The sequence below is a fragment of the Niallia alba genome, assembly GCF_012933555.1.
In the GTDB taxonomy this organism is placed as follows: domain Bacteria; phylum Bacillota; class Bacilli; order Bacillales; family Cytobacillaceae; genus Niallia; species Niallia alba.
Window position 1 is genome coordinate 4,408,561 of record NZ_JABBPK010000001.1, and the last position, 26,129, is coordinate 4,434,689.

The 26,129-nt window shown below is 34.3% G+C and carries 23 protein-coding genes and 4 pseudogenes; 11 read left to right on the forward strand and 16 right to left on the reverse strand.

Annotation, left to right across the window (positions count from 1 at the left end; translation table 11 throughout):
* Window positions 1-55: 55 nt before the first annotated feature.
* The 13 genes and pseudogenes from HHU08_RS25560 to HHU08_RS25795 all read right to left on the reverse strand — a co-directional run bounded on the left by HHU08_RS25560 (window position 56) and on the right by HHU08_RS25795 (window position 13,599).
* A complete protein-coding gene (locus HHU08_RS25560; RefSeq protein ID WP_268927056.1) occupies window positions 56-190 on the reverse strand; it encodes a hypothetical protein in 135 nt (44 codons plus the stop codon).
* On the reverse strand, window positions 187-942 hold the full coding sequence (gene istB / locus HHU08_RS20945; RefSeq protein WP_169189225.1) for an IS21-like element helper ATPase IstB: 756 nt from the start codon (window positions 940-942) through the stop codon (window positions 187-189). The genes HHU08_RS25560 and istB overlap by 4 nt, the downstream gene beginning before the upstream one ends.
* A complete protein-coding gene (gene istA / locus HHU08_RS20950; RefSeq protein ID WP_169189226.1) occupies window positions 939-2,477 on the reverse strand; it encodes an IS21 family transposase in 1,539 nt (512 codons plus the stop codon). The genes istB and istA overlap by 4 nt, the downstream gene beginning before the upstream one ends.
* Before the next feature lie 248 nt (window positions 2,478-2,725).
* On the reverse strand, window positions 2,726-2,857 hold the full coding sequence (locus HHU08_RS25565; protein ID WP_268927057.1) for a hypothetical protein: 132 nt from the start codon (window positions 2,855-2,857) through the stop codon (window positions 2,726-2,728).
* 340 nt (window positions 2,858-3,197) lie between these two features.
* Window positions 3,198-4,391 (reverse strand): ATP-grasp domain-containing protein, encoded by a 1,194-nt coding sequence (locus HHU08_RS20955; RefSeq protein ID WP_169189227.1) that lies wholly within the window; start codon window positions 4,389-4,391, stop codon window positions 3,198-3,200.
* 399 nt (window positions 4,392-4,790) lie between these two features.
* A complete protein-coding gene (locus tag HHU08_RS20960) occupies window positions 4,791-4,928 on the reverse strand; it encodes a hypothetical protein (protein ID WP_169189228.1) in 138 nt (45 codons plus the stop codon).
* Between the two features lie 78 nt (window positions 4,929-5,006).
* Entirely contained in the window at window positions 5,007-6,131 is a 1,125-nt protein-coding gene (locus tag HHU08_RS20965) for a DegT/DnrJ/EryC1/StrS family aminotransferase (RefSeq protein ID WP_169189229.1), read from the reverse strand.
* Window positions 6,132-6,146: 15 nt separating this feature from the next.
* Window positions 6,147-7,238 (reverse strand): annotated as a pseudogene (locus HHU08_RS20970) (UDP-N-acetylglucosamine 4,6-dehydratase family protein); the annotation flags it as partial.
* A 197-nt stretch (window positions 7,239-7,435) separates the two neighbouring features.
* Window positions 7,436-8,644 carry a hypothetical protein gene (locus HHU08_RS20975; RefSeq protein WP_169189231.1) on the reverse strand — a complete coding sequence of 403 codons (1,209 nt, stop codon included), beginning with the start codon at window positions 8,642-8,644 and terminating at the stop codon, window positions 7,436-7,438.
* Between the two features lie 37 nt (window positions 8,645-8,681).
* Window positions 8,682-9,380: a DapH/DapD/GlmU-related protein gene (locus tag HHU08_RS20980; RefSeq protein ID WP_169189232.1), complete on the reverse strand. Its 699-nt coding sequence runs from the start codon at window positions 9,378-9,380 to the stop codon at window positions 8,682-8,684.
* Window positions 9,381-10,598: 1,218 nt separating this feature from the next.
* A pseudogene (locus HHU08_RS20985) lies at window positions 10,599-11,351 on the reverse strand (glycoside hydrolase family 3 protein).
* 319 nt (window positions 11,352-11,670) lie between these two features.
* Window positions 11,671-13,008, reverse strand: a complete 1,338-nt coding sequence (locus tag HHU08_RS20990; protein ID WP_169188335.1) for an ISLre2 family transposase — start codon at window positions 13,006-13,008, stop codon at window positions 11,671-11,673.
* 156 nt (window positions 13,009-13,164) lie between these two features.
* On the reverse strand, window positions 13,165-13,599 hold the full coding sequence (locus HHU08_RS25795) for a DUF4309 domain-containing protein (RefSeq protein WP_169189233.1): 435 nt from the start codon (window positions 13,597-13,599) through the stop codon (window positions 13,165-13,167).
* A 917-nt stretch (window positions 13,600-14,516) separates the two neighbouring features.
* On the opposite strand from HHU08_RS25795, the gene HHU08_RS21000 reads away from it, so the two are divergent.
* The gene (locus tag HHU08_RS21000; protein WP_016202062.1) at window positions 14,517-14,813 is read left to right on the forward strand and encodes a hypothetical protein; all 297 of its coding nucleotides are present in this window, start codon (window positions 14,517-14,519) and stop codon (window positions 14,811-14,813) included.
* 138 nt (window positions 14,814-14,951) lie between these two features.
* The gene (locus HHU08_RS21005) at window positions 14,952-15,977 is read left to right on the forward strand and encodes a CdaR family transcriptional regulator (protein ID WP_016202061.1); all 1,026 of its coding nucleotides are present in this window, start codon (window positions 14,952-14,954) and stop codon (window positions 15,975-15,977) included.
* Between the two features lie 71 nt (window positions 15,978-16,048).
* Here the strand turns inward: HHU08_RS21005 and HHU08_RS21010 are convergent.
* Window positions 16,049-16,363: pseudogene (locus tag HHU08_RS21010) on the reverse strand (glycerate kinase); the annotation flags it as partial.
* A 79-nt stretch (window positions 16,364-16,442) separates the two neighbouring features.
* Here HHU08_RS21010 and HHU08_RS26015 point away from each other — a divergent pair.
* Genes HHU08_RS26015 through HHU08_RS25570 form a run of 3 tightly spaced genes read left to right on the forward strand, consistent with a single transcriptional unit; the run spans window position 16,443 to window position 17,836 of the window.
* Window positions 16,443-16,754 carry a transposase gene (locus HHU08_RS26015; protein WP_016205489.1) on the forward strand — a complete coding sequence of 104 codons (312 nt, stop codon included), beginning with the start codon at window positions 16,443-16,445 and terminating at the stop codon, window positions 16,752-16,754.
* A gap of 11 nt (window positions 16,755-16,765) precedes the next feature.
* Window positions 16,766-17,665, forward strand: coding sequence for an IS3 family transposase (locus HHU08_RS21015; RefSeq protein WP_040344397.1), 900 nt, complete (start codon window positions 16,766-16,768; stop codon window positions 17,663-17,665).
* A 45-nt stretch (window positions 17,666-17,710) separates the two neighbouring features.
* Entirely contained in the window at window positions 17,711-17,836 is a 126-nt protein-coding gene (locus tag HHU08_RS25570) for a hypothetical protein (protein WP_263479876.1), read from the forward strand.
* A 63-nt stretch (window positions 17,837-17,899) separates the two neighbouring features.
* Here the strand turns inward: HHU08_RS25570 and HHU08_RS21020 are convergent.
* Window positions 17,900-18,724, reverse strand: a pseudogene (locus HHU08_RS21020) (glycerate kinase family protein); the annotation flags it as partial.
* A 15-nt stretch (window positions 18,725-18,739) separates the two neighbouring features.
* Window positions 18,740-20,041, reverse strand: a complete 1,302-nt coding sequence (locus HHU08_RS21025; RefSeq protein WP_169189234.1) for a GntP family permease — start codon at window positions 20,039-20,041, stop codon at window positions 18,740-18,742.
* A gap of 853 nt (window positions 20,042-20,894) precedes the next feature.
* Between HHU08_RS21025 and HHU08_RS21030 the strand changes: the two genes are divergently transcribed.
* The 6 genes from HHU08_RS21030 (at window position 20,895) to HHU08_RS21055 (ending at window position 26,123) form a co-directional block, all read left to right on the forward strand.
* A complete protein-coding gene (locus tag HHU08_RS21030; protein ID WP_016202058.1) occupies window positions 20,895-21,215 on the forward strand; it encodes a hypothetical protein in 321 nt (106 codons plus the stop codon).
* Window positions 21,216-21,410: 195 nt separating this feature from the next.
* Window positions 21,411-22,466: an ABC transporter substrate-binding protein gene (locus HHU08_RS21035; protein ID WP_016202057.1), complete on the forward strand. Its 1,056-nt coding sequence runs from the start codon at window positions 21,411-21,413 to the stop codon at window positions 22,464-22,466.
* Window positions 22,467-22,483: 17 nt separating this feature from the next.
* Entirely contained in the window at window positions 22,484-23,431 is a 948-nt protein-coding gene (locus HHU08_RS21040) for a nucleoside hydrolase (protein WP_016202056.1), read from the forward strand.
* 4 nt (window positions 23,432-23,435) lie between these two features.
* Window positions 23,436-24,257 carry an ABC transporter permease gene (locus tag HHU08_RS21045; protein WP_169189235.1) on the forward strand — a complete coding sequence of 274 codons (822 nt, stop codon included), beginning with the start codon at window positions 23,436-23,438 and terminating at the stop codon, window positions 24,255-24,257.
* Window positions 24,258-24,263: 6 nt separating this feature from the next.
* Window positions 24,264-25,052 carry an ABC transporter permease gene (locus tag HHU08_RS21050; RefSeq protein WP_016202054.1) on the forward strand — a complete coding sequence of 263 codons (789 nt, stop codon included), beginning with the start codon at window positions 24,264-24,266 and terminating at the stop codon, window positions 25,050-25,052.
* A gap of 12 nt (window positions 25,053-25,064) precedes the next feature.
* A complete protein-coding gene (locus tag HHU08_RS21055; RefSeq protein ID WP_169189236.1) occupies window positions 25,065-26,123 on the forward strand; it encodes an ABC transporter ATP-binding protein in 1,059 nt (352 codons plus the stop codon).
* Window positions 26,124-26,129 lie beyond the last annotated feature (6 nt).

A 26,129-nucleotide genomic window follows, 5' to 3' on the forward strand; every position in this document is an offset into this window, starting at 1 on the left:
CTTTATCTCCTAAGTGCTTATCAATAATCTCAATTGCCCAACGGACCAGTTCATCTTAATCTAAATTCTCTTCCTCATTCCATATGCAGGTAGGTAATAGTCTTTCTTCCACTGCCATCCTTACTTCATCGGGTAAATACATATGCATAAAATATCTTGCTATACGATTTTCAACTTCTATGGGAATCATATAGATACCCTCAATCCATGACGTTCTCTCATCGAAACTTCGCCATCAACCAGAATCTTATAGGAGTCGTGAACGATTCGGTCAAGAATCGCATCTGCTATTTGTGCCTGTCCTAGTTTTGAGTGCCATCCTTCTGGAGAAAACTGAGAACAGAAAATAGTTGATGCTTTCTTTAACCTTGATTCAATAATTTCCAACACATGGAGTACATTTTCTTCTGATAGCTCTGTTAATAACCACTCATCTACTATCAGTAAATCGATCTTTTTGTATTTTTGAATCAACTTACGGAAACTTCCATCTGCTTCATATTTTGCTACTGCTAATTCATCAAGTAATTCTGGTAATCGAATATATTTTACTTTGTAATATTGGCGACATGCATGAACACCAAAGGCGTTTGATATCCACGTTTTCCCGTTCCCAGAGGCTCCCATTAAAATAATGTTATGGTGGTTTTGAATATAATTTCCTGTTGCTAACTCTAGTATTTGCTTCTTGTCTAAATGGCGATCTGGATGATATTCGATATCTTCAATGGCTGCTGTCGGCTCACTGAAGGTCGCTTGTTTAATTAATCTTTCTAGTCTATTAGATTTTCTTCTATCATATTCATAATCTACTAAGAGATTGAATCTATCATCAAAATCCATCCCCTTGTAATCTTTATTCTGTCCTTGTTGCTGATATAATTCAGCCATCGCACCCATTTTCATCTCTATTAATTTACGTAAAGTCTCTTGGTTCATCATTTATTATCTCTCCCAAAGTATTTAGCCCCACGGACAAATCCATAATCATCAGAGGTGTTGCTAATAACTGTATTTTGTTTTTGTTTTCTTTTCTTATTTCTTTCCAATACGCTTTTTAAAACAGAAACCGTTGGATTTGATGATATTTCAAGTAATGTTTCTACTGCTTTCTCCATGTCTGTCTTTGTGTGTTTTGTTGATAGATTTCTTAGTACACTAAGAATATTTAATGCCTTTTTCTCCACATTTACTTCTAAGATATAAGAAACAAACTTAGTCATGGATGGTCCAATCGTTTCTGCCCACTTCCGATTATTATCAGGATTATGTTCTAAATATAATCGGTGATTATCAGGCATATGATCTATGTTTGTAGAAAACTGACCAATTTCACCTTTTAATCGTTTATGGGATGCAATACGGACTTCTTTGAAGTAAACTTCAATTAAATCCGTAGTTAGTCGAACGTCGACATTCTCTCGGACATAATCATATGGAACGGAATAATACATTCGTTCAACTTGGATGTGGTAGTTCAGTTGAACTTTTGCTGTTTTCCATTCCGCAAGTTTATACCGTGTTTGAGGAAGCGGTTGAAGGTAGGATCTCTCTTCTTCCTCAAACACCTTTTTACGCGAACCAGGTCGTTTTTGAAAATCAACGGTGTTGATTTCCTCTAGCCTTTCAAAGATTTGTTGATTTAAATCTCCGATATGAAAACATTGATAGTTTCTTAACGGAGCGATAATTTGCCGAGAAATATATCCAACAGTTCCTTCGACGCTTGCTTTATCTTTTGGACTGCGAATACGGCTCGGAACAATGATAGTATGGTAATAATCTGCAAATTCACGATAGGCTTCATTCAGAATAGGCTCTTCTCGATGTGCTTTCGTAACACCTGTTTTTAAATTATCGGGAACCAGTGTTTCAGGAACTCCCCCAAAATACTCCAATGCATGGATGTGAGCAGTAAGCCAATTAGCTGACTTCCTATCTAAAAATGCCTCAACATAGCTGAATTGACTATAAGGCAAGGTCGCAATAAAAACATATGCTGGAATCATTTCTCCTGTTGAACGATCTATCATTTGTAGCGTAGATCCAACCCAATCTACCTCCATGACTTCACCTGGCTTTCTTCGAATAGGCATTGTTAACTTATACTTCTTCGCATATTTTCCATAGTTTTCACAAAAAGTACGATAGGCATAGGGAATTTTTCCACCATCACGTGCTTCTGTCGCATACTCATGATGCAATAAAGTCAAGGTGACATTCTTTTTTTGTAACTCCTTATGAACCTTTTCCCAATCAACTGGAAAGTATCCTTTCTCCATAGCTTGTTTCTCTGGAAAAAGAAAAGCTTCTAACCATGGATTGGTCATTGTATCGTTCAAACTTTCCACACCGAGTTTCTTGGCACGTTGAACGACATCAGAAACGGTATTCCTTGAATGTCCAGTACTAGAACTAATGGTCCTCTGACTGATTCCTTCAAAATGAAGTTCCAGAATCTTACGACAATTAATCATAATAAAAACCTCCTGTATATTAGTGTCATGCTTGATTGCATGCAACATAATTATACAAGAGGCTTTCGTGATTCTATTTATAATGGCTCTCCATTCCGCAAAGGGTGGCTCTTTTCTCCGCAATGACTGGCTCAAAACTCCGCATAAGTGGCTCATTTCATCTGCAATAATCAATGAATTTAATCAAAGTCCAACGGTAGTCTTCCTGACCCCTCCAAAGTCTTCTCAGGATAGAGAAATTCCTCAATTCATTTATCTGTCATTTCTTCATCTAACGGACAGACTAATCCCTTCTTTTTAGCGAGATGGATAATCTCTGTTACTTTTTGACGAGAGTTGCCAGTACTTGCAGCGATGCCTCTAAGACTGGATTCCTTCATCGTGTAACTCCAATATCTTTTGATAATGGATCATAAAAAAATACCTCCATATAAAAAATGTCACACCCGAAGGTATGCTCATTAATTATACAAAGGTATGAAGTGGTAAACGCATGGCATTTACTGGTACATTCCATGTCATTCAGTGGTAAAAATTATGTCAGAGGTGGTACATTTCGTTGGCCGTAATCATTTTTAGCTTTAATTATCTTTTAAAAAAAAATGAAAGAAAACTAGCATAGAAAAGTGGAGTTTCTTAAATTAGATTAAACTAGAAAAATAATTTGATAAAAAACTATTTAAACTGTATATTACAATCAAAGAAGATAACCCGTTATTTTTAATAGTTTTTTAACTCTAATAGTCTATTATTCAAAGCTTCATAACTATCTTCTTTTATTAAAATCATTGCTTCAAAATTATTTATATTTACTATTGGTTCATTAACATTTTTCATTTGGTTCTTTTCTAGTTCTAATATCCAATTATTCTTTTCCGCTAGTGAATCTAACTCAACTTTTCTTTCTATAAAATATTTTCTATAGGCACCGATATAATTTTGTGGTTTTGTAATAGGTGGAAATTCTACTTTTATATTTTCTAATTGGTTCTTATGTTGTTCTATTAACAGTTCAATAAAATTTATATTATAGGCATGTTTTAATAATTGAATTGTTTTCCCACCACCTATCCTACAAGCTACTTCATTGAAAATAAGTCTATTATCATTTGTTATAAAAAATTCTAAGTGGACAGCAGAGATAAATTTTTCTGACTTATTAAGTAGGTTCAAAATCTTTTCAGTATAAGTTTTGATTTGTTCCCTCTTTCTTTGGTTATCCATTATTTTACTAGTTAAAGTTGTAAAACCATCATCATTATTTATTACTGATTCTAAACAATTTCTATCATATTCATGGATGGCATACCAAATTAGAGATCCATCTTTTTGTATTCCTTCTACTGTATACATTCGTGCATCTATCCATTCTTCAACAATATAATCTTCGAATGTTTCGATTTTCTCAGATGCCTTATCTAAATCACTCGCACAATTTATTTTAAATGTATTATTTGTTGCCCATGATTTCTTATGTTTTAGAACTAAAGGATATCCATATTCACTTCCAAATTTTTCTATATCTTTTTTGTTTTTGATTGATTGATATATCGGCATCTCAATATCATAATCTCTCAAAGTATCTTTCATTATTAATTTATCTCTGTAGCGGATGGCACAAAACTCACTTTGACCTGTTAAACCTGCTAAACGTCTTATCACGGCTGCTCGTTCAACATCTGACTCATCTACAGCTATTACTAAGTCTATATTTTTATTTTTTATTAAATCTACTGAAAAGTTAACTATTTTATCATTGTTTAAATAATAATCGAAATGATATACATTTTCTAAATTTTGAATATATTCGTTAAAAAACCTAGAATCTGTTACAACAAATATTTTATCAGTAATAACATCCGAATAATTTTTAAAAACTTTAAAAGGAACTCTACTTAAAAATAATATTTTCAAATCAATCACACCTTAGTTTAGTATATTTTTTTAGGAAAATTCTCATTGAGGAGTTATTTTATTTGCTATTTTCATCTTTGTTGCTGACTAATATAATTTTATTTACTATTAATATTTGAACTATCAGTATAGGACAGCATATTCTCCAATATATATATCAAATTCCAATAATTTAAACCGTATTTTTATAACAATCAAATAGAGAACATATCTTACTGAGAGATAGATTAGCGAAATCAAACAAATATTCTACCAATTACAGCTACAAATACGATTATCTGTATAAAAGCATATTTTATCTAAGAAGTTAGTCCGTCTTCCCAATACTAAGCAACCTCTATTAAGCGTTTATTTAGATAAAACAAATTACTAATTCTTTATAAAAAGAATTTATATTATTTATTTTATAATTTTACTAAGTTCATCTTTTAGCTCATCTAAAATTTCTTTTGTATTTATTTCACCTTTGAGGCTCTTTTTATAAATTTTTGTCAGCAACTCTTTAAATTGATCATTTTCTAAATTTCTATTATGCAAATTTCACCCTACCTTTTTAATTGAATTTTATACAGAAAAAGAATAAATTAATCTTATCTTTATGAAATATAAGAAAATTCATCTAAATAATTCTTTAATTATTTTCACTACCTTATTTATTTGAATTTCACTCATTTTAGTATCACTTGGAAGACAAATACCTCTATTAAATATTTGTTCAGATATACTAATCCCATAATTATTATGATTTATAAAGTCACATGATTTATAAAACGGTTGTAAGTGTAAAGGTTTCCACACTGGCCTACTTTCAATATTATTTTTTTCTAAAGCTATAATTATATCAATTGGGTCTAATCCACAATTGATATCCAAGGTAAAACATGATAACCAATAATTAGGAGTTCCATAGTTTTGAATTGGCATCATTTTAATAGCTTCAATTTCTTCAAATGATTTTAAATAGCTATCATAAATAGACTTTTTGCTATTAATTCTATTTGTTAATTCTGTTAATTGTCCTCTTCCTATCCCTGCAAGAATATTACTCATTCTATAATTATATCCCAGCTCACTATGTTGATAATATCTAGCATTATCTTTTGATTGTGATGACCAAAAACGGACCTTATCAATAGCGACTCTATTATTTGAAACTAGCATCCCGCCTCCACTAGTCGTTATGATTTTATTTCCATTAAATGAATAAATACCAAAATCCCCTATTGTACCAGTATAGTTACCCTTATATGTACCACCTAAACTTTCAGCTGCATCCTCAATAACTGGAACATTATATTCTTTACATATCTGCATAATTTCATCCATAGAAGCTGCCTGTCCATATAAATGTACTACTATTACAGCTTTTGGTTTATATTTTTTAAAAGCTTTTCGTAAAGCAATTGGACTCATATTCCAACTATTAGGTTCACTATCTATAAATACTGGAGTAGCATTTTGGTAAACTATAGGATTGGCACTAGCTGCAAAAGTTAGTGATGAACAAAAAACAAAATCCCCTTTACTTATTCCAAGGAATTTAAGAGCCATATGTATAGCTGCAGTACCAGAGGATAGTGCTACAGCATGTTTAATATTTACATATTCTGATAGTTCTTTTTCGAAAAATTCTATATTCTCTCCAATAGGAGCAATCCAATTAGAATCAAAAGCTGCATTAATATATTGCATTTCATTCCCTGACATATGAGGTGAAGATAGATAAATTTTTTTATTCATAGCAACAATTCTCCATTAAGAAAAAAATAAAACAGTTTCTTGTGTATTTTTTTGTTCATTGGTTAACCTTAATAAATATTCTCTCAGCTCATTCTTATTATATTTTGTGTATTCCTCAATTAATTTATATATTTCATTTATATCGATGTCTATAGATTTACCTATATATATACCAGGATATACTGATTTCTGAATAATTTCTTGTTCATCCAAAAGCTCTTCAAACATTTTTTCACCAGGCCTTAAGCCACTAAATTCTATTTTTATGTCACCTTCGCAAAAGCCGGAAAGTTCAATTAATTTATTTGCAATATCAATTATTTTTACTGGTTCACCCATATCAAGAACAAATATTTCTCCACCTTTAGCAATACTACCTGCTTGGATTACTAACCTTGAAGCTTCTGGAATTGTCATAAAATACCTAACTACTTTAGGATGGGTAACAGTTACGGGACCACCATTCTCAATTTGTTTTTTAAAAAGTGGAATTACACTTCCACGACTACCTAATACATTTCCAAATCTTACTGTAATAAATCTTGTATTACTAGTACGATCCATGTAGTGCACAATCATTTCTGCTAATTTTTTAGTTGCCCCCATTACATTTGTTGGATTGACAGCCTTATCCGTAGATATCATTACGAATGTTTCCACGTTAAATAAATTAGCAGCTTCAGCAACATTTTTTGTTCCAATTAGATTGTTTTTTAAAGCCTCCTCTGGGTTTCTTTCCATCAGAGGAACATGTTTATGTGCAGCAGCATGATATATTATATCTGGATTATGTTCGTGCATTACTGAATATATTTTCCTTTTATCCTGGATATCTGCAATTTCTGTTACAATTTCAGTTATATTACTTTCATTATATCTATTTAATTCCATCTCTATATTGTATATACTATATTCTCCATGTCCAAGAAGAACTATTTTTCGGGGCATAAATGGTAATAATTGTTTACATATCTCTGAACCGATGGACCCTCCGGCACCTGTAACGAGTACTACTTTATCAAGTATATAATTGAAAACTCCATCTAAATTTAATATTACAGATTTACGATTTAATAAATCTTCCATATTAATATTTAAGTCTTTATTTTTCCTGTTTTTTATTTTATTGAATTTTTTATCATATTTAATTGAACTTCCAATTTTTTTTGGTGTCTTTCTAAATACTTTACGAGTTATGTCATTTGTGTTTATTGTTTCCTTGAATATTCTATTTTCTAATCGTTCACTAATAAAATTCATGCTAAATTTTCTCATATGTATAGACTCCATATTATTAGATAGTTTTACTCTTTAATAAACTGATTAAAATTTTTCCGTATAACCGTAAATTGTTCACTTTCATCTGTAAATGGATATCCATGAGATATTCTAGTTGTGTCAATTATCTTACCCAATTGCTTATCAAGACTAAGTATTGATAATACATCTTTATATATACTTCCACAATTATTTAAATCTCCAGTTTTAATATTCAGAATTTCTTTTGCATGATTTCTATAAAGATTACTTATTTCCTCTATCCAATACTTTTTATTTCTTTCATAAGATTCATTGTTATAGAGATAACCTGATTTTTCTATACTAAATCTTACGACACTTAACAAATCCAACAATACAAACGGGCTAATATTATAAAAACTCATCCGTATCATTAAGTATTTCATCCAATACCTAAGTGCTTTTGACCTAGGACTTCTATTTGAGGGTTTTAAACCGTCTAATATAACAAATGATAAAGACCTTATCATATGTGCTATATAGTAACCAATGTAATCAAATTTAGGTGTAAATACATCGGAACCCATTTTTTCATTAATTGCCAAAATCATTTCTTCAAAGATATCTGTTTGAAAGATAGTATCTTTGTCCATGTTTAAAAAAATAAATCTATCTAGTATGCCTCCAGCTTCAATATGTAACTTACTACCCTCCTTCATAAGAACGAAATCATATATTGGGAAGAAACCATTCGAATTGAAATACACAAATTTTACATACTCTCCCTTAATAAGAGAACCATTATTCGTAAATGTATACTCATTTTTTTTTGGAGTTAAAAAAATTTGTTTGAAACTAAAGTATGAATCAAATTCATCCTTATATTTTTTATAGGTATTTTCATTAATAATTATTTTTATATTCTCAAGTTTTATATTACAAATGTCTTTTAAATAGTTTGCTGCAATATTGAGAGAGTAATCAAGAGAAGAGATATTTTTCATATAAAAATTACTCATTATTGAAAAAAATGAAAATAACGGAAATCTAATTGATTCATCATGCCCTGAAGGATAAAAGACCTTCTGAATTGAAAATAACTTTTCTGTATCTTCCTCTAAAATTTCCTCTGCATGAGCAACTAATAAAGAAGTGTTAAAGTCATGTCCATTTTTAGTATCTAATAAATTTTTTTCTTCAATCTGCTTAAAGTTTATATTTTCAAAAAATTCAACAGTTTTTTCTTTAAGACTTAACATATTGCTATATATCATTTTATTTTCTCTCCTAGCCTTTTCTAATTATTTTTAATTAAACTAGTTCCCGTTCTCTCCTATCAGAAAGTCGGGTATCTTGAAAATAATATCCTTTTCTAACAGATGTATAAGGATAAACTATACAGTCTGGTTCCATCGAAACGCCTGGATTGGTCATTGAATATGCTCCAAATCTACAGTTATCTCCTATTACAGCTCCAAATTTTTTGCTGTTTACTTTCTGTTTGTTATTTTCATCAATATAGTAATACATATCAATATCTAATGAATTAATATTATTATTTTTTAAGAGAAATGAAGTAGTGCATGCGTGAGATCCAAAATTCACATTACTACCAATAATTGAGTAAGTAATGCAATTAAAATGAGCAATAGATGTATTATTAAGTAAGATACTTCTAGTTATTTCACTTGAATGTCCAATTATTGTATTAGACCCTATAATAGATCCATTTCTAATAAATGCGGATTTCCCTATTAAAGAATTATTTAATATAATCACTGGTCCTCTAATAAATGCATAGTCTTGTATAGATACTCCTTCACCTATATAGACAAGACCTTCAATCGTACAATTTTTTGCAATTTTAACATTTGGATGAATATACGATTCTTTTATATACTCGGTTATAATTCTATCCCCTTTTGTTACCAATTCATGTAAAGAGTGTCTATTAAAAATATCTAATAAAATCTCGTCTTCTATTTGTGAAAAAAATTTTTTATAACTCATAATCTTCCTTCTGTTTCTCTTTTTAATATCTAACTAAAAAATTTTAATTACAATAGGGGATTTATGTAAATATGTCAGAAGTTCCTGATTAAAAAAACGAGTGAAAAAATAGTTTTAAATAACCACTTCTAAATACCTATGTAAAAACTATAAAGAATTAATAATAACTAACCAATAATGACCAGTTTTATAAAGTTTCCCCTCAGAGAATCAAGTGTCTTAAAACACAAAAAAGAGTTACTATCTCCAGTTAGAATGTTAATTGACTAAACAGAATCTACCAGAGGAACACTCCTTATGACTTCTATACGACAAAAGAGACCTATTAAACTTAATAATGGAACTATAACTACTCTTTAGTGCGAGAATACAAACGAATTCCTTTTAAAGTTAATCAAACGAGTAAAAAATGAGATGACATTCCGTCGTGAAAGTTGTTTTGGATAGCGAATTTAGTTCTATTGTAGAGAGCTTATTCGCAAATGATTTAAATCATCAATGAATTTAAATCATTTACATGAAGGAAAAGAAACATTATTCATAAAACAACCATAGGTAGTTTATTAGTGATTTCTCAGCAACATACATTGAAGCAAGAGATTAGATACTTCAAAAGAAAAAAATTTAATCTACACATAAAGGGCATGGTCGTAATCCGAAAGAAGTCCGGGAACATAGTAGTTCCGAATAAAGAACTTGTTTTGTAAATTATAATTTCACTATTAGCACTTCCCTCACTATTATCAAAATTCATTTAATATTATAACATGGAAAAATATAGAAGCAATACTTTTTTTTTTAGGAGGTCCTGATGTAAGTCGTATATTGAAGATAAGCTTCCTATAACCCAACTTTAAGAAGGATTCTATTGCATGACTTTGAAAAGGGTAAATTGGGTTGTAACCGAATTGGTAAACGTTTGAATATAACAGAGATTTTAAATTTGCAAAAAAATGTGTTTGTTCTCGGTTTATTAATACTTTTATTTGTGAAAGTATCCCAGCTAAGTTCAATTTTTCACACGCTATAATAAAACAAATATTAAAAAGGCTTCCTGAATAATTGCTTCAGCAAGCCAAAAATATATAGTATTTCCAGAATCTCAGTATTGTAAGTTTATTTTGCCCTACTGTTACATTCAGTGTAAGGCAAAATAAAGTAATTAGTCCACTCTGCTCTTTTCATATATATAAATTTTATTTATCAGAATTCAATCTTCTAATTATATTTATTTTCTACAGCTGTTTTAATTGATTTTATAACTGTGTGTATGTTTGTGTTATCATGCGCTACTAGTATGATGTCACTACCAGCTAAAATAGAATCCACTGCAGCTTCTCCAATCTCAAAATTATCCACAATTGCTCCCATAGTCATATCGTCTGTTATTACCACTCCATCAAACTGAAGTTGATTTCTTAATAAATCTGTAATTACCGCTTTTGACATAGATGCCGGATAGGTTTTATCGAGCTTTGGTAGTAAAATATGCGCTACCATCACAACATCGGCTCCATTATTAATCACATATTCAAAAGGAATTAGTTCTAGATTTTGCAACTGAGTTAAAGATTTGTTCACCTTTGGTAGTTGAATATGGGAATCCACTACGGTATCTCCATGACCCGGAAAATGCTTTACAACAGAAATGACCTTTTCTGCCTAAATACCTTTCATTACTTGTATCCCCGTATCATGAACTATATCAGCATTATTTCCAAACGATCTATCACCAATAACGGGATTTTCTGAATTACTATTGATATCAAGTACTGGAGCATAGTCAAGATTAAAACCAAACGATTTTACATTCTCTCCAATCTTCCTTCCAATCCTGTAAGCATATTCTTTATCATTTTTATTCCCAATCACCAGACTTGAAGGGGTACTTTCTACTTCTGGCAACCTTGAACTCCGTCCTTCCTCTTGATCGACACTTATAAATAGAGGAAGCTTATTCCATTTATTGATTTCTTTTTTGGATTTTTATTACTTTCGTCTGGCTTGTCTAATACCCATCTTAATCGATAAGAAGGAGTTGCATCATAGCTAAGAATAATTTGATTAGAATTATCATCTTTATAATAACTTACCTGATCAGCTTTACCCAGAGTCTGGATAATGTCATTATAACATTATAATGAACCTTTTTAACCCCTTCATTCCTTGTTCGATTGAGTCAAGTTTTTGTGGGAGTTTTTTTAGCTCCCTTTTTTATAAAGTAAAACCTCTAAGTTTGTATCCGCTTTCCAATTGGTTTTGTTCTTCCAACTGTTGATTCTCTCATTTTTTAAAAACCTTTTAATCCCTGTAAGGCAAAGTGAACGGGTTTTCCAATCGCTTGATTTAAGTATGGCATGTTCTGACGCACGGTTTCTGTTACTAATTTTGTGGGTATTTTTCTTTTCGCTCGATGCTCTTTCTTTGATTTTTCCGTGGCTTTTTCCCATTTCCCATATATCGTTTGGATGGATAGGTCATCCTTCAATCCAATCCACAAGCGCGCCATGCTCATGACTCCTTTTTTGCTCCATGCTCTTCCATTCTTTAATCGTTTGGCTAATTGATTCATCATCGCCTCTGCACTTCCCATTGGACGATACGCTGTCGTGTCCACACCTTTTTCCTGTAACCAACTACGGTAATCTTTTATGGTTTCCTGATGATGCGTTAAAAAGGCAAGGAAATGCTCTAGTTTTTCTTCTTTTTCTGGTGTATCCATTGTTCCTACTGCGCTATTCAACTCTAGAAGTAATGTTTCTACCTGGTAGTTTCTTAACGCTCTTTTCATGTAGCGGTATCGAGGATGGCTCTTCATTAGTTGCTTCATCGAACGAGCGACATGAAAACGATCCATGGTGAAAAAGGCGCGTTCCCGAAAATACTCCCGACATGCCGTTATCCAGCCTGCTCCATCACCATTAATAATAAGCAAGGTTTGGGTAGGATCATACGCATAATGATTCTGTAAGAACGTTTCAAAGGCTTCCCAAAAGGGTTCTTTTCCTTCATAAAGAAAATGCCTTTTATTTCGGAGCCTGATTCGCTTTCCGTTTTCTTTCCATCCCTCGTGTACAGCGGCGAATTTCAACTCCCATCCACGCTTTTTCTTTTCTTGACTCTTCACATATAATCCATCTACTTCGACAAACAATACCTTTTGAAAAGGGCGTTTTTCCTTAGCGGGAAGTACGCTTGTTTGAAGAAGATGTTGCCGTAATGCTTCGTGGCTCATCGCCGAATAGCCTAAAAATTGTTCGAACGTTTCCACCGCCTTTCGATAGGAGGAGCCATTCGTCGCTAGTTCTAACCCCCATTCTTCTAGTAGCGGACTAAATCCCTTATTCCCCTGAAACTGTAAATAGTGATCTAATAGACAAATATATTTTTTAGTCACACGATCAAAATAATAATTACGCTTCAGCTCCACAGCTCCAAACGCTGTATCTAATCGTATTTCTCGTTTATCACGTAAAGCAAATCTTCTTTTGTCTCGTTGCTTGGCAATCTCTTGATCCCAATTTTCTAACGTTTGAATAAGGATTTCTTGAAACGTCATTTGTAGTGTTCGAAATAAAGTTTTTTCCAATTCTTTTAATGATGGCATTTTTATGTTACATTGATTCATGAGAGCCTCTCCTTTTCGTAGTTTTCTAGTCAAACTCTACTTTACAAAAGGAAGCTCTCTTTTTTAATACTTAATTTTTTCCAGCTACCGCGCTTTCGCTTGGTGGCCTTTTTGTCTAGTTGGGGGACTCGTCCCCCAACTAGACAAAAAGGATATTTATTCTCCCACAAACATTTTACTCATACTCCTTGTTCTAAAATCCGTTACTGTATCATTTTGATATCCAATCGTTATATATTGCTTAGGATAATCTTCATAAATAGAATGATTGCTATCTGTTTTGCTTGAAGGTTCTCCTAATATATCTGTGACTTCGCTATGACTAGTTTTGCCAACAACAAATGTTCCATAATCCGTTTTCCCTTCTTTTGCTAAGGAATAAATTCTTTCAATTCTATCACTTATCTCCTCCTTGTTAGAAGGATTTTCTGGTTCCATTACAGAAGAAGCCGGTTTCGAAGATTGAGTGTCTTCTTGCAAATTATCCCCAATACCCATCTTTCCATTTATTCCATCAGTAAGGGTGTTCCTTCCTCCCCCTCTGATGGTTAGTTGAACCAATCGGACCTTTACGGACAGTTGATCTCCCACCTCTCTTCCTCGTATTCTCCTAAGCTTGAGGGGGGAATCTTACTGTCCGTTAAGAGTGGGATAAAGTGAAACTTCTATCAGTAGGGGTGTTTCTTCCTCCCCACTGATGGTTAGTTGAACCAATCGGACCTTTACGGACAGTTGATCTCCCACCTAGCTTCCTCGTATTCTCCTAAGCTTGAGGGGGGAATCTTACTGTCCGTTAAGAGTGGGATAAAGTGAAACTTCTATCAGTAGGGGTGTTCCTTCCTCCCCTCTGATGGTTAGTTGAACCAATCGGACCTTTACGGACAGTTGATCTCCCACCTAGCTTCCTCGTATTCTCCTAAGCTTGAGGGGGGAATCTTACTGTCCGTTAAGAGTGGGATAAAGTGAAACTTCTATCAGTAGAGGTGTTCCTTCCTCCCCTCTGATGGTTAGTTGAACCAATCGGACCTTTACGGACAGTTGATCTCACACCTCTCTTCCTCGTATTCTCCTAAGCTTGAGGGGGGAATCTTACTGTCCGTTAAGAGTGGGATAAAGTGAAACTTCTATCAGTAGGGGTGTTCCTTCCTCCCCACTGATGGTTAGTTGAACCAATCGGACCTTTACGGACAGTTGATCTCCCACCTAGCTTCCTCGTATTCTCCTAAGCTTGAGGGGGGAATCTTACTGTCCGTTAAGAGTGGGATAAAGTGAAACTTCTATCAGTAGGGGTGTTCCTTCCTCCCCACTGATGGTTAGTTGAACCAATCGGACCTTTACGGACAGTTGATCTCCCACCTAGCTTCCTCGTATTCTCCTAAGCTTGAGGGGGGAATCTTACTGTCCGTTAAGAGTGGGATAAATCTTCTATTTGAGTACATTCCCAATCAGTGATATAGTTTAATTTATAAAAAAGACTATACAATAAAAACAAAAGGATTGGTTTTTTTATGCTTACGATTAGAGAATTACCTTTTGAAGCGATACAAATCTATCCCTCAAGTAGTTTTGAGGGACGAGAAATTTTATTTCGTGTCCACCATCATGATTATCAATTTCTTATTGGAAATTCTACTCACCCGTTTCCTTTAGGTGTTAAACATTTTTTTAAAGAAAAGGATATCTGCCCATTTTGCCATAAACTCATTTACGCTGTTCCTTTAGGACAACAACTTTGCTTAGAATTTCAGAAAAACTTGCCAGCACTTTTACAGTTTTTCCAAGAAGAATATTCAGATGCTTTTTAATGGTGCATGATACGGTTCTTCTGCTTCCCACAAACGAAACAGAAGAATCGTCCTAATTGTGTTTTATACTTCCTCGATTACACTATATAATAACGAGTATAGTTATTCTTTTTTTAAAAGGTAGGTGAACCAATTAATATGTATGAATTAACACCAAAACAGGCGCAAAAAATTGTAAATAAAATGATGAAGGATATTCCTTATAATATTAATATTATGGATAAAACAGGCATTATCATTGGAAGTGGAAATAAAAAGAGGATTGGCACGCTCCATCACGGTGCAGTTGCTGCCATCAAACAAAAAAAAATCGTTCCTATCGAAAAGGATGAAGAATTCGTTAAGAAAGGAATTAATCTGCCTATTGAATGGAATGATGATATTTTAGGTGTAGTTGGTATTAGCGGTGAGATCAAGGAAACTAGTCCCTTCGGAAAACTAGTTAAATCAACCGTTCTGTTATTAATCGAACAAAGCATCGCATCAGAAAAAGAAAATAGGAGAAAGAATATAAAGCATGATTTTTTCAACTTATTAATAGATCCTACTACCATTTATACAAAAGACATAACAGACCAGGCATTATTCTATGATGTTCACCTAAATAAGCCCAGCCAATTGGTGTATATTGAATTTCCCAAAAACGTTAATGAGTCAATAGTCAACAACTATCCTTTCTTTCAACCATATCAAAATACGCTATGCGTAGTTGTGCAAGAGCCAAACAACATAAAAGAACTACAAGAGCAGTTAGCTAAGTATCAAGACGTCTTCATTTCCATAAGTAAAATAAATGATAAGATTGCTGATGGGTTTCTTCAGACAAAATTAGCTTTAAAAGTATTAAAGGGATTATTTTTTCATCAGAAAGTTATTTTTTATGCTGATTGTGAATTTATTGCCGATCTATCCTATTCTTTGAGAAAAATAAAAAAAACAGCCCCTCAATCAGATTTGCTTGAAACAAACGATGAACTTATTAAGACCCTCCAGGCTTATCTTAACTGCAATATGAACATGAATGAAACAGCCAGCCAACTTATTGTGCATAGAAATACATTAAACTATAGATTAAATAGAATTCACAAAATTACAGGAAAAGATCCTAAGAATATATTGGATCTTTTAGAACTAATCTTTATGTTAATTAATCGTATTAAGTGAAGAAGCTGCTCCCAAGTCAAAGGAACAGCTTCTACCAAAAGCTTGCATAATTAATTTTTCTTCTTTCTTAGCTATTTTAATAGTCTAGCAATGCTTTCAGCGGTTCGTGCAACATTTACTTTTCCCTGAGCCAGCAACGTATCAATGGAAGCTGCTCCAGGGACGATTCCAAAAATAGCGTCAAAGCCTTCTTCATACAAAACTTCCACGTCCTGACCAATATAACCTGCCAGTGCGATCACTTTCATATCATTGTTCACACTTTTAGCAGCTTGAGAAACTCCATATGGTGCTTTACCAAATTTTGTTTGAAAGTCAATGCCGCCTTCTCCTGTAAAACAATAATCTGCCGCTTTCAACTTTTCTTTTAAATTTGTATATTCGATTCTCATAAGCCCCAAAATGAACTTGGACAATAAGAGTAATATTTATTATACTGCTTAATGTACCAAGGAGGCTGACATCATGAAACGAATAAAACATTCTAAAGAATTTAAATTACAAGTCATCAAGGAAGCCCAAGACACAGGGAAGAATACCCTTGTAGCTCGCCGGTATGATCTGAATCCCAATATGGTTAGTCGCTGGGTTCGTGAATACAAAGATGGTAAATTTGGTGAAGTAGATGTGGCTGTGCTGCCAGATATAGACTCCAAAGAATTATCCAAAGAAAATGAAAAACTTAAAATGTTATTAGGTGAAAAAGACCTTGAAATAGCGATCCTGAGGGATCTTATAAAAAAGAAAAACCCTCACTTGCTGAAAAGCATGAAGTAGCTAACAAATGGATTCAAAAAGGCTACTCGATTTCAAAGGTGCTTAAAATCATAGGTATTCCTCGATCCACATACTATTATCAAAAGAATTATCGTGTTGAGGAGAAAAAAGTAAGTGAGGGACGTCCAGCACCAGGTTATTCGATCCAAGAGGACGGTCAAAAGATATCAGACGAACAGATTAAAGAATTTCTACTAGAAGAGATTGCCGGTGATTGCTATAACTATGGTTATCGCAAACTCACTAAGGTCTTAAGGCGAAAATACAAACTTAAAATTAACAAGAAAAAAGTATACCGGATTTGTAAAGAATTGGGCATCTTACGCCCACAGCGCCAAAAGAAAGTCTCATACCCTAGGAAACTAGCAAGAAATCGCATTATTACAAGATCTAATCAGCTATGGGAAGCTGACATTAAATATGGCTTTATCGAAGGTGAGGATCGCTTTTTCTTTGTCATGTCCATCATCGATGTTTATGACAGGGGCATCATTACCTATCATATGGGATTAAGCTGCACTGGAGATGATGTCAAACAGACACTGAAAAGGGCATTATTAAAACGCCAACAATATGATGAATTGGAAAAACCTGTAATCCGAACAGACAATGGACCGCAGTTTATTTCCCATACTTTTGAAAAGTTTTGTGAAGATTCCAAAATTGAGCACGAAAGAATTCCACCAAGAACACCAAATATGAATGCTCATATTGAGTCTTTCCATCGCATTTTTGAGGACGATTGCCTATCCAGATGGCAGTTTGAAACCTACACAGAAGCATATCAAGAAGTCATGAATTTTATGGAGTTCTACAACGAGAGACGTATGCATTCTAGTATACTAGATTTGTCACCAAAGGAATTCTATCAAAAACAAGATTCATTGGTGATCAAGGAGGTTCGAGTGTAATGGATGTATTCATTCAAAGCATCAGCTTGATTTGGAGTGGCGGGCATGATAGCCTCGTTCGGCGATGCCAATGTTGTAAAACAGCTGGCTTCTTGGCAGGAGAATCATGCCCGCAGAGGCTCCATGTCAAGCAACATGGCCTTTTTGAAGAATAATGAAAGAAATCTATAAAATAAAAAACTGAGGAAATGAAAGAATAAGAGAGTTATTGTCCAAAATTCGGGGGTTAATCCGGATTACAATCTCTATACCTTTCTTCATTGTTGAATTAGTGAAAGCCAGTAAACCTGCTCCAAGACCACCTGCAGCCCCCGCACCAGGCGTGTTTACTATATCCATTCCAAGATGCGCTTTTACCTTTTTAGCGTAGTGACGTAAGTTTCTATCTAAAATCTCAATCATCTCTGGTGTAGCACCCTTTTGCGGACCAAAGACAACTGATGCTCCATTTTCCCCACATAAAGGGTTCGTTACATCTGATGCAACCAAAATATTCACATTTTTCAACTGTGGAATAACATTGGAATCATCGATTGTAACTAGTTCATTTAAATACCCACCACCAAATAACAGTTCATTTCCATCTTCATCAAGAAATTTATAACCAAGCGCTGCGGCCATTCCTGTGCCACCATCATTAGTTGCGCTTCCGCCAATTCCCAGTATAATGTCAGTAATTCCTTGCTCTATACATTCCCTTATTAGTTCCCCTGTCCCATAAGTGGTTGTAATAAGAGGATTCTTGGTTTCCTTAGTAACATGATGGATTCCGCTAGCAGATGCCATTTCAATAACAGCCGTCTTTCCGTCTCCTAAAATACCATATTGAGCTAAAACCGCCGTTTGAAGAGGTCCTGTAACTTCCTTCGTAACTAGTGTTCCGCCTGTTGCATCTACTAAAGATTGAACAGTCCCCTCACCACCATCTGCCATTGGTACATGAATACATTCTGCATCAGGGATCGCTCTTTTTATCCCTATTTCCATAGCAACGCAAACTTCCTTGGCTGTCATACTTTCTTTAAATGAATCAGGAGCTAATAAAAATGTTTTCCCCATTGCTTCCACCTCGTTTTATAAGATAAATCCGTATAGGATTATTGCTACAATAGTCATGGTTAAGCCAACAATACTTTCATACCCTACCACTTTCATTCTGTCTGCCATACTCATGTTCATAGCATTACGGGTAACATGAAAATAAGTTCCATGTGGTAAGTGGTCGATTACAGTAGCACCAGTATGTGTCATCACTGCAGCAGCTATAGGTGCAACTCCAGTATTCAATATTGCTTCTGAAAATGAACCAGTTGCCAAAATAACCCCTGTTGAAGTAGATGCTGTTGCCGCTGCCATTAAAGTTCCTGCAATCGGCGCAAGGAATGTACCAGAAATGCCAGAGGACTCTACCAATGCAACTACTTGTGTAGGCAAGTCTGAAGCAGTAATCAATCCACCAATAGCACCTGCACCAATAATAATTAAAATGGTTGGAGTCATTCTATTTAAGCCAGCTGTACAATAATCTAGAAGCTTCTCTTTTTTACCTAATGCTAGCGTTCCGACGACTGCAGCAAAAGGCAAAATAAACAAGGAGTCAATATTCAGCTTCGTAAGAACCTCCATTCCAAGCATTGATCCTATTGGACTAATCATCAAAAGAACAATCGCGATAATTGGCGTTATTAAAGCCTTAGATAAAGCCGGAAGATTGGAAACGTTCGCTTTTTCTAGCTCCTCGGCCTCCTCATCTGTCACTTTAGTTCCTTTATACTTGATTAGAGATGCAAGGATTACTGTTACCACAACACCAAAAATAGCTGGAATCAGTCCTCCAATCATCACTTGGTTAACATCAAGCTCAAATCCGCCTGCCGCGGCAATTGTATTGGGATTAGGAGAGATAATATTTCCTGCTTTCCCACCTCCAGACAACGCAACTAAGACCGCAATTTTAGAATAGCCCATTTTGTTTGCTACAGACAGTGCAATTGGTGCAACAATCAGTACCGCTACTGGAATAAATACACCTACAGCTGTAATAATCATCGTAGCTAATGCTAAAGATAGCATTGCTTTCGTTCCACCGAGCTTATCTACAATAAACTTGGCAATTGTTTCTGCTGCCCCAGATTCCATCATAACACCCGCAAAAACACCTGCAGCAATAATACGGATAACCGTTCCTTGTACACTTTGTGTCCCTGATACTAAAATAGTAATTGTTTCTGTAAAATTAGCACCACCAATAAATGCTCCAACGATTGCTCCTAAAATAAGTGAATAGGTTGGGGCTAACTTAAACAAAATTAAAATAATTGCCAGCGCCAATCCACACAAGGCTCCAATCCAACTAATATCTAACCCAGTTGCCATAAATAATCCTCCTAATCTATTACTCTTTACAATAACGGCCTATTACATCCGAATCTCCCAATCAATAGTCCCTTTAAAAATATCATCCTGTATTCCGCTCTTGTTTCTCTACTGCTTACAAATTGTTGTATACCCCTTATAAACCATTTGCAACTAGACCACATTGAATACGTTTTCATCCTATTCTATTGAAAGCCCTTTAACAATTGATAAATCAACCAAAATTCCTTGTTCATTTGCACAAAACCTCAGTTAATAACCGATAAAATTAGCTCCTTAACCAATATTATAAAAATCTCTATTTTTTTTATCTCTTATAATGAAGACTTCCATCAGCCGAGGTTTTACCGACCGTTAAGAATAGGATAAATCAACAAGTATTGCTTACATTCACTTTACTTCCCCTATAGTAGGCAAAATAATTTCATCGAAAGCATGCACAATTTTTTCATTTACTTATTCGACCAAAAACTTTCGTCATTCCAATTTACGACCTACAGTTTCCATTCTCTCGTTTAATCTAAAATAATGTTAAAAAATCTTACCCCACACTAGAAAAATAAAAGATAATGTAATAAAGTTATGAATATACGCAATTTTACCAATATTAAAATTGCAATAAAGATACTAAAAACTCTATTCTGTTCCTGCTAGTATGCTCTATAGGGAAACAGAAGAACCGACCCTCCGATTCCTATAAAGTTCGTTTTTTTACTTCTTTAACTATAGAAAAAACGACAAAATAATATTTTTTTCACCAAAATCCGCACATTCTATTGAAATATCAAAAAATGATATGTATAATAACCAATATCAATAGTTTGGCAGGTGAGTTATCATCGACACAAATGAAATGAAGAGATTTTTATCTCAGGTATACAATAAAATTTCTAAGGAATTATTTGGTGCTGGTACGACATTGCTAAAAGTGACAATCGATCAGAATGTCATAACACTTCATGCGAAGCATCCTCGCGCCTCGCGCTCTGCTGCTTTGGAAGGAGAAGTGCCCAGCCTTAAACAAGAGGTTGACTTTCATCTGTCCTTACTTTTTAAGAAGAAGCTAAAAGAACATTTAGAAGTAGATACAAATTGGAATATCGAAGCAATTCTTAGGGATTATGATTCTTTCACACAGCTTGCTTTTACAAACATTGTATTAGATAAAAATTAAACTTGGATTTCTTCTTGGATTTATCTAAGTAGAACGCCACTATATACACAAGATAAGTTTAATCTTTGTTTACAAAGAAAAGACAATCTTAAGTAGAAGGATAATTCTATTTAAGCTTGTCTTTTTTTATTTTTTTTATAGCTTACTTGAAAGATAGTATACCAAACCTAAAAAATCATTCGGAGGGGTTCAAAAATGAAAATAAAAAAATTAGTTAGTGCAGTTGCAGCATCATCCTTCTTACTATTAGCTGCTTGTAGCTCAGATGACGCATCAAACGGCAGTAAAGAAAAGAAGGAAAAACTAGTCGTTTCCACTTGGGGCTTTAATGAAGATTTCTTCCGCAGCGAAATTTATGCACCATTCGAAAAAGAAAATAATGTAGAAATCGTTTTGGATACTGGTAATAATGCAGATCGCTTAAATAAAGTAAGACAAGGAAATTCCGATGTAGATGTCATTTTCCTTTCTGACTATTATGCACAGCAAGGAATTGAAGATAATTTATTTGAAACAATTGATCGTAGCAAGCTGTCTAATCTAGATAATATTTATGAAGTAGCAAAAGCTCCGCTTGGTGAAGAATATGGTCCTGCATACACCATTGCTCAATTCGGAATTGCTTATAATCCAGATGAAGTAACAAACCCAATTACTTCTTGGAAAGACCTATGGAGCGATGATTTAAAAGGAAAAATAACCATACCAAGCATTACATCAACTACAGGACCAATGATCGTAGATACGGCTTCCTTAGTTAGCGGTGAACCGACTTTTAACGAAGATAAAGCTTTTGAACAGTTAAAATCATTAATGCCAAGCGTTGTTAAAGAATATGGACAGACTTCTGAATATGTAAACATGTTTGCTCAAGGAGAAATTGCAGCTGGTCCCATCATGGAGATGTATTTTGCAGATTTACAAGAAGCAGTACCTAATGCTGAATTTGTTACTCCAGCTGAAGGCGGATATGCTGTTATGAATACAATCAACGTCGTAAAAGATACAGACCAAAAGGAACTATCTGAAAAGTTCATCAACTATATTTTAGGAAAAGACGCACAAGAGAAATCTGCAAAAAATAAAGTAGATTCTCCCGTAAATACGGAGGTTGTACTAACAGAAGAAGAAGCTAAAGGGCTAACATATGGAGAAGATGTTATTGCAAGCTTACACACATTAGATATGAAATTTATCAATGATAACTTAAAAGGTTGGATTGATCGCTGGAACCGAGAGCTAGTTCAATAATAGAAAAGAGGGTCATCATGAAAGAAAAGCTAATATTGGATGTAGACACTGGCATTGATGATGCAATTGGTATTCTACTAGCAGTAAAAAGTAAAGCATTTGATATTTTGGGGATTACAACCGTGAATGGAAATGTCTCCTTAGAACAAGCCACTACAAATACATGTAAAATACTAGATTTAGTTAGAGCTGATCATATCCCTGTTATAAAGGGTGCTGCCACTCCCCTCCTTCGGGAAGCTTTCTTTGAACACCGCATTCACGGAGAAGATGGTTTAGGCGGAGCACTAAAGGAGGCAGCTGTTACTCACCCTGTGAGTGACGGCTTTGCTCCTGACTTTTTGATTAATTCCATTTTAAGCTTTTCTGGTGAAGTAACATTGGTGATGACTGGACCATTAACGAATTTAGCACTAGCCGTTAAAAAATGCCCGCAAATTACGAATCACGTAAAGGAAGTTATTTTCATGGGTGGTGTAGTAAAAGGACCTGGCAATGTGACGCCAACTGCCGAATTCAACAGCTATGTTGATCCTGAAGCGGCAAAAATTGTCTTACATGCAGGCTTTTCTTCCATCACTCAAGTTGGTCTGGATGTAACAAGAAAAGCACTTTTAACGAAAAACCATCTTGATTTAATAATGGATAAACCTTTAAAAGATTATATTACGCAAAGCACAAATGACTATCAACAGAAATACTATAACCGCTATGGAATCCATGCTTGTGCTATGCATGATCCACTAGCAGTTGGAATTGCCATAAACAAAAGAATCGTAGAAACAGAAAAGTATTTCGTCGATATTGAAACGAAAAGTGAGTTATGCGATGGTCAACTCGTCTGTGATTTCCAAAATCGTCTAAATAAGGAATCGAACTTATATGTTTCCTTAAAGGTAGATGATGATGCCTTCTTCCAGATGTTTATCGACATTTTAAATGGTCACTTTGAGGAAAGGGAGTGACGTCTTGAAGAAACGATATTTATATTTACTCTTGTTACCTGGTGTATTATTTTTAACGATTTTTTTAGTAATTCCAATCCTTTCTATGATTGGGACAACATTCAATGACGAAGGAACCTTTAGTTTACAAGGGTATATCGATTTTTTTAAGGATAAATACTTTATCGATATCCTACTTACTACTTTACGCGTTAGTTTACTCACTACCTTTATCTGTATTTTAATTGGTTTTCCGGTTTCCTATTATATTGCAAAGCTACCTAGCAAAAGGAAAGCCATTCTCTTGTTGTTTACCATTTTCCCATTGCTGACAAGCCCTGTTGTTCGCTCCTTTAGTTGGATGATTATTATTGGGAAGAATGGCGTGCTAAATAAAACGTTATTGAACCTAGGCCTTATTCAAGAACCACTGAACATTTTATATGCGCCAAATGCCATTATTATCGGTCTGGTTCACCTTTTTCTTCCATTAATAATCGTAACACTCGTCGGCGTAATGGAGAATATCGACAGTGATTTACTGCGTGCAGCAGAAAGCCTTGGTGCTTCCAAAATTGCGACATTTATGAAAATCATTGTGCCATTATGTGTTCCTGGCCTTGTTATTGGGAGTATTTTAGTGTTTGTAGGAAGCTTTACTGCGTATACAACACCTGCTTTACTAGGTGGAAAACAACGGGTTATTTCCACTTTTCTTTATCAAAATGCAATTACCCTAAATGATTGGAAGCTTGCCTCCATTGTAGCAACAATAATGATTATTTGTACCTTTATCATTATTGCAATCATGAATGGTGTTGCAAAAAAACTAAATCCAAAGGGGTAAACGTGTATGCAGGAAAAACATAGAGGATTGGCCCTATTTACTATCCTCGTTTTTATTTTTTTACTTGGACCACTTGTAATAATATCGATTACCTCTTTTGAGAGTGGAAGCATTCTGAAATTCCCTCCAGAAGAGTTTTCCTTTAGATGGTATGAAAATATTTTTAAAGTCGAGATGTTTTTAAGCACCTTTAAAACATCCATTATTGTTTCCCTAGCTGGAAATATTTTAGCTTTATTACTCGGAGTACCAGCAGCTTATGCACTGAGCCGCTTCAACTTTGCTGGCAAAGGAATCATCAATGCTATCTTTGTTTCTCCGATTCTTATTCCAGGAATTGTTCTAGGTTTCTCTTTTTTACGCTATATTGTTGTGACCTACAACCTTCCTATTTATTTATCCCTATTTATCGGTCATACGGTCATCATGCTGCCATTTATTATTCGTGTGATTTCTTCTAGTCTAGCAAACTTTGATTTTTCTATAGAAGAAGCAGCACTTAGTCTTGGCGGGACTCGAATCGGAACATTCTTTAGCGTGGTATTGCCGAATATTAAATCCGGTATCATTGCAGCTGTCATGATTGCCTTTTTAGAGTCCTTTAATAATGTAGATATATCCGTTTATATGACTGGACCTGGTGTAAGTACGTTCCCTATTCAAATGCTGCTCTATGTAGAAAATTACTTTGACCCTACTGTAGCAGCCATCTCTGTTCTATTAATGTTCCTTACTGCCATCTTTATGTTTGCAGTCGAAAGATTAATGGGCTTGTCTTATTTCACGAAAAGATAATGGAGGATAAAAATGGCTTTATTTACTTTAGAAAATGTATCTGTCGCTTATGAAAAGAAAAATATATTAGAAGATTTTAATTTAAGTATTGAAAAAGGACAGCTTGTTTCTTTATTAGGACCAAGTGGTTGTGGAAAAACAACGACTTTGCGCTTGATTGCTGGTTTTTTAGAAGCGAGTGAAGGAAAATTTATTTTTCAAGATAAAGATTATACAAAGGTTCCTGTGAACAAACGGAATTTTGGCTTTGTTTTTCAAAACTATGCACTCTTTCCCCATCTTTCCATTTTTGACAATATTGCTTTCGGCCTGCGTTTACGTAAAGTTAGCAAAAAGGAAATCGAGAAACGGGTTCAAAATATGCTAGAAATTGTAAACTTAAGAGGATTTGAACACCGCTTTCCTGGCGAATTATCTGGTGGTCAAAGACAACGAGTTGCGATTGCAAGAGCGTTAGTTATCGAACCAGACATTCTATTATTTGATGAACCGTTAAGTAATCTAGATGCGAACCTTCGCGTTAATATGAGAGTCGAGATCCGCAGAATTCAGCAGGAACTTGGAATAACTACAGTTTATGTCTCTCATGATCAAGAGGAATGCTTCTCCATATCAGATCAAGTTGCGATTATGAATAAAGGGGTCATTGAACAGCTAAGCGACCCTGCAACCATTTATAAATATCCAGAAACGAAATTCGTCGCTGACTTTATTGGATTTAAAAACTTTATTACATTTGATAAACGCACCGATCACAAGGATTATATCGAACTTGAAAAAGCTGGATTAGTATTTAGAATAGATCGCCATGCCCATATGGAAAATCCAAATAAAAAAGTTGGTGCCATCCGCCCCGATGATTTTATGATGGAACCAAGCTCAACCGCTATCCCAAAAAACGGCATGAATGGAACAATCAAAATTACAACATTCCTTGGCAGAAGCTATCAATATGTGGTGGAAACGGCCCTCGGTAATTTCACGATTAATAAAGAAATGGTTCAACCATTTAAAAACGGACAAGAAGTAACGGTAATTATTCCACAAAATCAAATGGTGCTTGTGGAATAAAGGAGG